Source organism: Amycolatopsis sp. NPDC041971 (assembly GCF_055588925.1).
The window spans coordinates 18,120-29,267 of sequence record NZ_JBVJCE010000035.1; the positions used below are offsets into that span (position 1 = coordinate 18,120).

At 67.4% G+C, this 11,148-nt stretch carries 6 protein-coding genes; 3 read left to right on the forward strand and 3 right to left on the reverse strand.

Annotated features, from left to right (window positions below):
• Window positions 1-808 precede the first annotated feature (808 nt).
• The 3 genes from ACZ6DT_RS39695 to ACZ6DT_RS39705 are packed head-to-tail and all read left to right on the forward strand — an operon-like array spanning window position 809 to window position 3,614.
• Window positions 809-1,522: a Crp/Fnr family transcriptional regulator gene (locus tag ACZ6DT_RS39695; protein WP_465605078.1), complete on the forward strand. Its 714-nt coding sequence runs from the start codon at window positions 809-811 to the stop codon at window positions 1,520-1,522.
• A gap of 59 nt (window positions 1,523-1,581) precedes the next feature.
• Entirely contained in the window at window positions 1,582-1,797 is a 216-nt protein-coding gene (locus tag ACZ6DT_RS39700) for a hypothetical protein (RefSeq protein WP_465605081.1), read from the forward strand.
• Window positions 1,797-3,614 carry an HEXXH motif domain-containing protein gene (locus ACZ6DT_RS39705; protein WP_465605084.1) on the forward strand — a complete coding sequence of 606 codons (1,818 nt, stop codon included), beginning with the start codon at window positions 1,797-1,799 and terminating at the stop codon, window positions 3,612-3,614. The genes ACZ6DT_RS39700 and ACZ6DT_RS39705 overlap by 1 nt, the downstream gene beginning before the upstream one ends.
• A gap of 1 nt (window position 3,615) precedes the next feature.
• On the opposite strand, the gene fxsT is transcribed toward ACZ6DT_RS39705, so the two are convergent.
• From fxsT to ACZ6DT_RS39720, 3 genes are read right to left on the reverse strand one after another with little or no spacing between them, the layout of a single operon-like run.
• Complete coding sequence (gene fxsT / locus ACZ6DT_RS39710; RefSeq protein WP_465605086.1) at window positions 3,616-8,007, reverse strand: FxSxx-COOH system tetratricopeptide repeat protein; 4,392 nt, start codon at window positions 8,005-8,007, stop codon at window positions 3,616-3,618.
• Between the two features lies 1 nt (window position 8,008).
• Complete coding sequence (locus ACZ6DT_RS39715; RefSeq protein ID WP_465605089.1) at window positions 8,009-9,091, reverse strand: AAA family ATPase; 1,083 nt, start codon at window positions 9,089-9,091, stop codon at window positions 8,009-8,011.
• A 13-nt stretch (window positions 9,092-9,104) separates the two neighbouring features.
• Window positions 9,105-10,874, reverse strand: a complete 1,770-nt coding sequence (locus ACZ6DT_RS39720) for a VMAP-C domain-containing protein (RefSeq protein ID WP_465605092.1) — start codon at window positions 10,872-10,874, stop codon at window positions 9,105-9,107.
• Window positions 10,875-11,148: the final 274 nt, after the last annotated feature.

Below are 11,148 nucleotides of genomic sequence, written 5' to 3' on the forward strand. Positions count from 1 at the left end.
CCCGTACCCCTGGGGGTGTCCCCCTCTCAACCCCCCCCCCACCAAAACAGCGGGCACCCCTGGTTCACCGTGGGTTGTGTGGGGTTTCTTGCCCCACCCCCCCCCCCCCCCCCCACGACCCGGAAAAGCCGTGGTGGGGGCCGCCCCCCTTGAGCGGCCCCCACCCGGTTCACCCGGCCGCAACCGGCCGGGCGCCATCTCGTGTCGTCGACTGACCGCCGTGACAAGGTCACCAGTGAAAGGACCATGACGACCGGCCAGATCACGGCCACCAACGGCGCTCCTCCGAAGGCGATCGCCGTGACCGAAACCGCCGTCGCGATCAGCCCGCCGACGGGCGACACGTAACAAAATCCCAAAGGCCCCAAGAAGAAAGCCCACAACAACGCCGCCTTCACCGATTTGGCGGGCGGCCGGGCGATCGGATACCGCCCCGGCCCGAGGACCTCGTGATCGGCGCCCTGGTACCACCCGCCGGACATCAGCGGCGGGTGCGGCGCGAAGAAGGCCGGTCTTCGGCCGAACGCCTTGGGCGTCAGCGGATCCTCCTCGGCAGGCACGTGGCGGTGATCCTTCGGCCGTCCCATGACACTTTCGGCTGCGCGCATGATGCCCTCCCCCGTCGCCGGCCCGAGGTCTGGTGAAGTCACCCCTTGCCTGGCACAATTACCGGTTCCGGTTCGAAACTTCCGGGTCTTTCCGCCCACTGACCATGCTGGCGAATCGGGGGAGCGGCTGATGCGTCAAATGGAACACAGCGCGAAAGAACACGGCGCGGATCCGGCTTCCGGGGAACCGGGGGGCCAGGATGACCGGTTCCGCCGCGGATGAGCACGGGGGTCTCGGAACCTGGGGCCGGCTGACCCCGGCGGAGCAGTCCGCCCTCCGGCGCGCGGGCCATCTGAAAGTGTGGCGGCCGGGCGAGATCCTCGCCCTCCAGGGCAGTCCACCCACCAGTATGTTCGTCGTACTGCACGGCTGGGTGAAGATCAGCGCCACCAACTATCGCGGCGAAGACGCGCCGCTCGCCGCCCGCGGGCCCGCGGAAATCGTGGGCGAACTGGCCCCGATCAGCGGACTCCCCCGGACGGCCACGATGTCGGCGATGGGCGAGGTGCACACGCTCGTCGTGCCGAGGGAGAAGTTCCTCGGCGTGCTGCGCGCGCAGCCGCGGATCGCGGAGGAGATCTTCCGTACCGCGGCGATCCGGCTGCAGCAGTCCGACAGGCTGCGCCTCGAGTCCGGCGGGCCGGACTTCCCGCAACGCCTCGCCGCGGTCCTCCTGGAACTGGCACTGCAGCACGCCGTCGACTGGTCGGACGGGAAACAGGTCGATCTTCGCTTCAACCAAGGGGAATTGGCGGGCTTCGCCAGGGTTTCGCGCAGCACCCTGATCCGGGGTCTCGAAGAACTCCGGCGGCTGGGGGTGGTGCGCACCGCGCGTCAGCGTGTCACCATCACCCGCCCTCGCGCACTCCGCGAGTTGGCCGCCGGACGGCCACCACCTGCGGATCGGGCCTGAGCGAACCCGAAATCTCGGCTATCCTTGTCGAGGTTCAACTCTCGCAACCGTTTCACGGGGTGGAGGGAATCGGCACGATGAGTTCTTTCTCGGCAAGCACCGAACCGGACATCGAATCGGCGTTGATCGATCTCGACGCGGTCTCCTTCTCCGCGTTACGTGAGCTGGACGGTGAAGCCTTCCACCGATCGGCGCGCCACGTCGTCGAACGCACCACCCTTGTCCGCGCACGTTACAGAAGCAACGGCGCCGGGAATGGTGAACGGATCGACTGATGCCGGGGTCATCTGGGGCGGGCCCCGTGTTCCACCGGTTGTCATGGCGAGATTTCGACGCGCTCGCACGTCTCGACGGTGACGAGGACATGGCTCGCCGTCTGCGACGGGCCGAGCGGAGCCGGCGCAAACTGTTGATCCACTCGTTGCTGACCGAAGCCGCGAAAGTACCGGGCCATTCCGGCCCGTTGCCGCCGCTGGATTCCGCCTGGGAACTCCTCGCACGTGCCGAAGCACGAGCACCCCGCTCGGTGAACAGGATGCTCACCAATCCGTACACCGGTAGCTGGGCCGGCTACACGACTCGTCTGCTGCGCGACGGAATCGACGGCGTCGGTCCTTTGTGGATGCATCTGGGGCATGCGCACGCGATCGCGGCGGCCGCGGCGATCCGGGCGGAACTGGACTTCGACACCGTCGTCCCGGCCTGGCACGGCAACGTCATGCTCCCGTCTCTCGGGATGGCCAGGTTTCCGGACTCCAGAACGTTTTCCTCGGCCGTCGTACGAGGCGTGAACGGCCGGTATTCCGTGTCCGGCGCCGATACGACAGTCGACCTCCCGGACGCCCCGGACTCCGACGCTCCGGGCTGGTGGGGAATCCGGCGGGTACGGAGCCAGGTCGGCGCGCACCGGTTCTCGTTGTGGCTGGACGACCTCGATCCCTACCGCGGGCTCTACGAACCGATCCCACCGGAACGGCTTCCGGACAAGGATATGGCGGATTGGCAACGGCTGATCGACGACGCCTGCCGTCTGGTCGCCACCCATCTGCCCGGTTTGGCCGCCGTCATGCCGGTGGGTTTGGCGTCCTTGGTACCGAAGCCACAGGTGCTCTTCCGGAATCCGAGCGCGTCGACCGGGGAAGCGTTCGGCAGCGCGGTCATCGGACTGCCCACCGACGGCGCGTCCCTCGCCGAAACGCTGATCCACGAATTCCAGCACATCGTTCTCGGCGGCCTGCTGCACCTCGTCGAGTTGTCCGAGCCGGACCCACGGGAGCGGATCTACGTGGCCTGGCGGGATGATCCGCGCCCCTTGAGCGGCGCCTTGCAAGGGGTCTACGCCTTTTTCGGTGTCACAGCCTTCTGGCGCGCACTGGCCAAGGCCGGGCAGAGCCCGCGGCGCTCCGAGTTCGAATTCGCCTACTGGCGCGAGCAAACGTGGCACACCCTGCGAGTCCTGCGCGCGGACTCGACACTGACCGACGCTGGACGTCGATTTCTCGACAACATCGCCGAATGCCTCGGGCCCTGGCAGGACGAGCCCGTGTCGACGGAGGCGAGTGAGCTGGCCACGGCCGTCCGCCGCGATCACCTCGCGGGCTGGCGGGCACGTCACCTACGTCCGGCCCCCTCCGTGGTCGCCGAACTGGCGGCCACGTGGCTCAGCGGAAGACCGAGGCCGCCCGCCACCTTCGACGCGACCGACCTTCCCCCGACGCCGGTGCCGGACGGAGGCTGGTCCCACGCCAGAACGGACCTGATCCGGCTCACCGTCGGCGGCACGGCACTGTCGCCGAACGGACGAGCACCGACGGTGTCCGGCGCCACCGCCGCCGATTTCGCTTACACCGCAGGCGATTTCCTCGTAGCCGTCCAGGGCTACCGGCGGGAACTCGCCGCGGATCCGGACCGGCCGAACTCGATGGTCGGGCTGGGTCTCGCGCTCTCCGCCCGAGGCCCGCATCCCGCCGCCCGCGCCCTGCTGCACCGTCCTGAACTCGTCCGCGCGGTCCACCGGCATTTGCGGTCGTGTCCCCGGCCGCCGACCGTGGAACAGCTCGCCGCCTGGATCGGGCAACTCGTACCGGGCTGAGTCACATCAGGATCTGGTCGATGTCACAGTTGGCACGATCACCGCGACCGGCCGCTTGCGTTGCCGGGTGGGCCTCTCCCAAGATCCGGCGGTACCTGGCCAGGATCGGGTCGCGGAACGGTGCGGCCTCCTCCGTCCGGCCGAGCGTGGCCAGATCCAGTCCGAGGTTGAAGGAGGCCGCCAGAACCGTGGGGTGGTCCTCGCCGAGCACCTGTATGCCACGCTCGACCGCATCTCGTCCCAGTTCGGCCGCCCGGTCGAGTTCACCTACCGCCGACAGGTCACTCGCCAGGTTGATCGAGGCGACGACGGCATAGGGATGGTCCGGGCCGATGGTGGCACGGAACTGCTCGAAGGCGCGCTCGTCGAGGACGCGGGCGCCCGCGGGGTCACCCATCAGCCGCAAGGTCACCGCGAGGTCGACGTTGGCCGCGAGGGTATGCGGATGATGCTCGCCGAGGCCGCCCCGGTACCGCTCGAAGGTCTCCTCACCGAGCTTCCTCGCCGCGGCGAGATCACCCGAGTGACGAAGATCGATCGAATGAGCCAGCGCGGAGGCCATCGTCGTGCCGTGGTCGTCGCCATAAGCGAGCCGGAACCTCTTGAGGACTTCCGCGGACAGGCTGAGTGCCCCCGGGTGGTCGCCGTCCTTCCTCCTGGCCACCGAAAGCAGGAGCGAGTTACCCGCCGAGTCCGGCTGGTCCGGGCCGAAGCGGGCGATGAAGCTCTCCGTGAGCCGCTCCTGCTGAATCCGGGCGTGGCCGTACTCCCCCGCCTCTCGCAAGTCCACGTTCCTCGAACTGTTGACACTGAAGGTGCGGACGTGATCGCGGCCGAGGACCTCGATCCGCCGCCGGAGAGTGTCCTGATCCAGTTCCAACGCCTTCCGGTACGCGCCGCCCAGCCGGAGACTGATCGCATGTTGATACGCGGCGTGAAGCGTCTCCGGGTCGTCTTCGCCGAACATCCGCTTGGCCTTCTGATAGACCTCGTCGCTCAGTTTGGTCGCCGCCGCGAAGTCGCCCTTTGCCCGCAGGTCGATCGTGATGTTCCTTTGGAGGGCGAAGGTCTCCTCGTTCTCTTCGCCGGATATCTGAAGGCGTAGCGCGAGGGTGCGCTGATTGAGCTCCGCGGCTTCGGAGTACCGGCCGATCGCCCACAGGTAGAGCCCCAGCCTCGACGAGACCTCGAGTGTCTGCGGGTGAGTGGGGCCGAGGACTTTGGTGAACCGTTCCCGCGCTTCGAGGCCGAGCCGGGCGGCTTCTTCGTGATCGCCGTACTCGAACAGGTAGCGCATCAGGTTGATGTAGAGCTGACGCGGCCAGTCGTCGTCGCAGCCCAGGATGTTCGCCGCGTAGGCGTGCGGCAGCAGTTCCCGGTAGCGCGACCAGTGCCTGCTCGACTCGGGGTCGTTCGGGTCCAGCGCGGCGAGCAACTGGTGGGCGCCGTGCTGCATCCGCGCGTGCACCTGACGGGCCATGACCCGGTTGCGCAGGACCAGCTGGACCAGGCGGTGCAGCTGGAGGGTGTTGTTGCCGTGGTCGATCTTCGCGAGGCCGTACCGGTTGATGTCGCGGATGGCGCGGGCCAGTTTGATCGGGTCACGCAACGCGGCGTCGAGTTCCGGTGAGATCGACACCCGGTTGACCCCGGTGAGCAGGTCACGCGAAATCGGTTCCGGGGAGAAGAAGGCACAGATGTGCAGGATCTGGTGAGCCGCCGGGTTGCGGGTCTTCAGTTCCTCGAACGAAACGTTCCATGCCGCGGCGACGGAAACCTCGTTGTCGGGCGCCGAGGCGGTGTCGAGGATTTCCTCGACCGACTCGTCGAACAGGCGCAGATACTCCTGCACCGGCATTCCGGTCACCGCGCGCCACGCCGCCGCCTGCTCGACGGCCAAGGGGAGATCGCCGAGTTTCTCGGCGAGTTCGTCGGCGTCGGACGGGTCGATCTCCGGACCGCGGCGACCGAGCAGTTCGACGCTTTCCTCACGTTTGAACACCGCCAGCTCCAGCGGGCGCGCGATACCCGCCCAATCGGAGTTCCGTGAAGTGATCAGGATTTCGCCGGGCCCGTTGCGCGGGAAGAACGGCAGTACGGTTTCCGGGCTTTCCGCGGCGTCGAAGACCAGGAGCCAGCGGCGGAACGGCCGTCCGGTCCGGAGCGCCTCGATGACGGCCGGGACCGCGACACTGGCCTCGGACGCGCCTTGGAGACCGAGGATCCCCGCGAGTTCGGTGAGACCGGCTCGGATCTGGGTGGTATGCGCGGCGTCGATCCACCAGACGAGGTCGTAATCCTGGAGATGCCGATAGATGTACTCGGCGGCCATCTGGGTCTTGCCGATACCGCCGAGACCGTGCAGCGCCGAAGGAAGCACGGCGGTGGTACCACTGCTCAACCGCTTGGTGAGCTGGTCGAGCAATTCGGCGCGGCCGGTGAAATTGGGGTTGCGCGGAGGGACGTTCCCGAAGACCATCGGCGGGTCATCGGCCTGACGGTCGGGGAAGTGCCGGGAGGTTTCCGAGGCCGACGGATGCACCATCCGGGTCGTCGGCTCGTTCGCTTCGGGCTCACTGAGATAAGACGAGCGTCCCTGTGACACAGGTGTTGAGGCAGGTGGACGTTCGGCCGTCTCAGGCATCTTTGGGCTCACAGTCTTTTTTATTGTTCCAGGTAGGGGGGCGACGATGACTTGGTGTCGTACCGCGTTCCGCAGCCGGTCAGCCCGGGATAGATAGGGTCCGGAAAGGGCGCGCATCAGCGCGCTTTCGAGCTCCACATCGGCCGGGGACTCGCGGGTGAGGTCCGGGTCCGGCGTGCTGTTCGGATCGGCGATGGCGTCTCGGAGGTGACCGAGCAGCCTGATCCGGTCACCGAAATGGGTGGCGGCCACTCGGACGACTTTGGCCGTTTCCGACCGCCGCGCGCCGCTGAGCAGCAATTCCCGGACTGCCTCGGGAAAAGCGAAGACCCCGTCTGTGTCCCAAGTGGACTTGCCCTCCCTGAGTGCGGGAGCGTACATCATCCCCGAAAGCAAAAGTTCGAGGAGGTGCTCCAGTCCCGCTTCCGGCACGAACCGTTGCCCCACCAGCTTCGCCACGTCGAGACGGACCGGTACCGCCGCGAGTAACTGCGCCAAGCGTAGCGCCGGCGGCGACGCGACACTGCGGAATCTGTGCACTCTTTCGGCGGGTGACAAAGTTACCGGCCGGTCGGTGGAATCGGACTGGGAAATCCGTTCCGAGGCGAACAGGACGGTTCCTTCGACGGCGTCGGCGTTTTCCCCGGTCATCAGTCCGGCCCACCAGCCCAGCGACCGTGGACGCAGTTCGAGCACCGGCACCGGGACGAGATGGCCGGGTACCTCGGAGCCGGGTTCGAGCCAGGCGTCCGCGAGATCGCAAACCCAACGACCGTTGGGCGCCAACGCGTTCGGGACTCGCAACCGGGCCGTGCGGGGATTCATCCCGCACCGGCCCCACAGCCATTGCGGGAGCAGATGCACGATGCTCACCGGCATCGTCCGTCCCCACCGCGCCAACATCGGGTACAGCGCGTCCTTCTTCTGCCAGGCATCACCGACCCCGTCGGTCAGCAGCAATACCGCGCGCCGTCCCGAGGAGTCCAGGATCTCGTTCGGGTCACGGGCGGGTGCGCCCGGCGTACCGCCACGAAGAACGAAATCCTCCTCGTTGTCCTTCGCGGTTTCCAACAGACGGACCTGAATGGTGCGGAAAGCACCCACTTGCCGCAGCACTTCGACAAAGGCCGACACCCGAGGCCGCCACAAGGCCATCGACGGGCCGTTGTCGAGGACGAGGGTCAAATCCAGCCAGCGCTCTTTCCTCGACCGGGTGACAGGCCACCATCGTCCGGTCTCCGCGACCCGGACGGCGGTCGCCACTTCGTCCAGGACCACATTGTCGTGTCGCCGCGAGGCCGTCTCCCGTTTCAAGGTTCTCAGCGCGCGGAAGTACGCCAAGGATTCGAGGACCACGACTCCCCCGGGTCCCGTGCCGTCCACCGCGGGTTCGGGCAGCTCACCGGGTACGGCCTCGATCTCGACGAACGTGGCGTCGTCCTCGTCCGGCACCGGGACGTCGGCGATCCGCGACGGCCGCTGTTCGGGAGGTTCCGGGATTTCCCCGCGTTCGGAGGGCGCGTTGCGGATTCGCACGCCCTCGGACGCCGGCTCCGGCTCCTCGGGCGGAGCGGATCCGTCGTCGGCTTGCCGCGGCGTGATGGCCGCGGCCAGCCACACGATGTCCGCCACCTCGGTCCAGTTCAGGTCCTCGAAGGCGAACCGCCCGACCCCCTGGGGGAAACCGGCCTTCCGCTGCTCCGCCACCGGGGCGGAACGCGAGTCGGACACACCGCCCGGCCCGTCCATGTCACCGCACCGTCAGTCGTTGCCAGAGCGCGTCCACCAGCCGCGGCCATGCCTCCTGATCCGGCTGGTACGCGCCCGACGTCGCGAGATAGACGGCGTCGAGCAGCCTGTCGGTGGGGAGACCGCCTTCCGCCTTGCTCCGTTCGGCGAATTCGCGGATGAGCCTGTCCCGGTGTTCGCCGTTCTCGCCGACCAGATGGCTCGCCACGATCGCCGCGAGCTGCTCGTGATCCGGGTTCTCGATCCGCAATTGCAGGCAGCGGCGCAGGAAGGCGGGCGGGAACTCCCGTTCTCCGTTGCTGGTCATGATGACGATCGGGAAGGCGTGGCAGGCGATCCGGCCGTCGCGGACGACGGCGGCGCGGTGCGGGTCCGCGGTGTGCACGGTGACTTCGGGATGCCGGTTGCGCACGCGGGCCAATTCCTCGATGGAGAATTCGCCGTCCTCGAAGATCGACAGGAGATCGTTCGGCAGATCCGCCTCGGATTTGTCCAGTTCGTCGATCAGCAGTACCCGCGGCAGCTTGCCGGGAAGAAAAGCGGTACCCAGCGGGCCGAGGCGGACGAAATCGCCGATCGGTGGTTCTTCGGCCTCGCCGCCGCGCTGGGCCTGACTGGTCGCCGCGGCCTGGACCCGGCCGATCGCGTCGTAGCCGTACAGCCCGGAACTCAGCGCGGTATGGCTGGTGATCGCCCAGCGCAGCACCCTGCCGAGCCCCAATTCCCTGGCGATCCGATACGCGAGACTGGACTTCCCGGTCCCGGGATTCCCGGTGACCAGCAAGGGACGCCGGAGATAGAGAGCGGCGTTCACCATGTTCAATTCGCTCGCGTCGACGTCCTGCTCCGAAAGCGTGAACGCGGTACCCAGACGGCGTTCCGCCTCGCCGTCGTCCGGCGGTGGCACGTCGTGCTCCGGTGGCGGATCACCGCGATACGAACGCCACGGCGGCGGTGCGGGCAGTAATTGCGCGAGATCGATGTCGTGAATGGGCCTTCCGGTGCCCCGATAAATCCACCAATCGGGTGCGTCGAGCCGAGACGTCCGGCCGTCCGCGGCCACGTCCTGATCGTTCCCGCTCATCCGCGGCATCCCCTTACGGTCGAGTCGGGGTCAACGGCTGGTCCAGAACGATCACACGTTTCGGGTCGTCCCACATTACCACCAGATCGTGCGCCAGAGAGTTCTTGAACGGTACGGCCGCCCCCGAATTCGCCAGTTTGCGGCGATCCGGAAGCTCGACGAAACCGTGCTCCGCGGCCAACACCCAGTCGAGCAACTCGCGCAGGTTCTCCGGTTCCGCGTCCGGATGCCACAGCACCACCGGCAGGCCGCTGCGGAGGGCGGTCGTCAGTTCGTCCGGCGCCGCACCGGATTCCGTTCTGGGCGACGGCGGTTTCGCCAAGACCAACCCGACCCAGTGATCGTCGCTCAGTATGGCGTCGATCGGGTGATCCTCCGCGCATCCGGAATAGTGCAGCCGGTCGGCGGCGGGGTCCTTCACCATCGAATCCCAGCGAACGTTCCATGCGCGATGCCAATGCCTCGCCCGCATCCTCTCCAACGACCGTATTCCGAGCCGGTACCCGTAGCGCAACGGCTGCGGATGGCCGGTGCCATGTTCCTTCGCCCACCGTTGAACCGGCAAATTGATCAACGTCCTCGGCAGGAGGAATTCCACCGACGCGGACACGCTCTGGCCCGACCAGACGCTCTCAGTCTCCAGGATGACGTCATCGACCCTGAACTCGACCTCTTCTATTCCGATTTCGCGCACTCCACCGAGCGCCGGCGGCCAGACCTCCGGGTCGTCCTGTCTCCAGAACGCGAGAGTGCACCGCGCCGGATCGGCGGAAACCGGTTCGAGCATGATCATCAAATGCAACGGGGGGCGTTCCGGAATCGGGGGCCTGCTCGCCCGCTGGTGGCCGAGCGCGGGAATGATCCGCAGCGATCGCGCCTGGTCGGCGACCCAGCCCGCGATCTCGGCACCCGGCTCGTCCGCCACGTTTTCCGCGATCAGGCGCAGGAACGTGACGGCGGGCGGAATGCCGTCCGGGCCCGCGTTGTAGTCGGTGAGCAGGTCAAAAGCGGCCCAGGCGTCGGTGATGCCCTCCAGCCGGGGCAACGGAACCGCGGGGCCGAGCGCGCGGCTCATCATGACCGCGAGATGCGGTACCTCCATTTGGGTCAATTGCCGGCGCAGGCCCGTCAGGTCCTTGCGGGGGATCAAATCCAGAACGGCGCCGTCCAGGCCGACCTTGTTTTCGGCGGCGCCGGTCGCGACCTCCCCGTGCAGCCGTAAATAAGCCGTTCCGGTGAAAGTCTTCACCGAAACGGGTATCGAGCGGTACAACTCGGGCAACAGACCCGGGTCCTTTTCGATGACGTCGGTGAAAAAACGCTCCGACGAGATGAAGGCGATCATCCGAGCGGATTTCGCGAACGCTTCCTTCGCCAGTTGCGCGTCCAGAATGCGGAAAGCGTTGTCGACCGCTTCGCCGACCCACCCGTTCCCGTCGTACAGCACCTCACCGGCGTTGAGACTCACCCGCAGCCGTATCTGCGCCTGCGGGGTCCGCGTGTGGTTGTACCGGCGGAGGGCGACCGCGAGGCGATCCGGCAGCAGGTCGGGAACCAGGCTTTTGGTCGTTCCGGGCGGCAGCAGGACCAGCACGCCGTCGCCGCGATCCTCGTGAGCACAGGAATCGAAGTCGATACCGCTTTCGGCGAAGGCCGTCTTCAGTACTTCGTACATGCCTTGGTGCACGGCGAGTTTGTCGAGGCGGTTCCGGTCCGGGGCGGTGAAACCCACGACGTCCACCACGACGATCGTGCGGTCGAGAGCCTGCGTCGGTCGCGCCATCGGCCCCCTCCCAAGGTCCGCGGCGCCCACCCGCCGGCGCCGACTGCCACATTATCGCGTCGATCGGCCCCGAGTTGAGTGTCAATTGACAAAGAGCAGGTAGCGGGGGTGTGTTCGGCTCGTGGGGGGGGGGGGGGGGGGGGGGGGGGGGGGGGGGGGGGGAGAAGGGGGGGCGGGGGGGGGGGGGGGGGGGGGGGGAGGGGGGGACCGAAAGATTCGGTGCGTGGCGGGGCATTGGTTTGCTTTTTTCTCGACAAGAGCCAAAACTCCCAAC

What these genes read in the sequence shown, in the direction of transcription:
- ACZ6DT_RS39720 (WP_465605092.1), bottom strand. Translation starts at nt 10,874, where the DNA reads ATGGCGCGACCGACGCAGGCTCTCGACCGCACGATCGTCGTGGTGGAC.
- ACZ6DT_RS39705 (WP_465605084.1), top strand. Translation starts at nt 1,797, where the DNA reads ATGCCGGGGTCATCTGGGGCGGGCCCCGTGTTCCACCGGTTGTCATGG.
- ACZ6DT_RS39715 (WP_465605089.1), bottom strand. Translation starts at nt 9,091, where the DNA reads ATGAGCGGGAACGATCAGGACGTGGCCGCGGACGGCCGGACGTCTCGG.
- ACZ6DT_RS39695 (WP_465605078.1), top strand. Translation starts at nt 809, where the DNA reads ATGACCGGTTCCGCCGCGGATGAGCACGGGGGTCTCGGAACCTGGGGC.
- fxsT (WP_465605086.1), bottom strand. Translation starts at nt 8,007, where the DNA reads ATGGACGGGCCGGGCGGTGTGTCCGACTCGCGTTCCGCCCCGGTGGCG.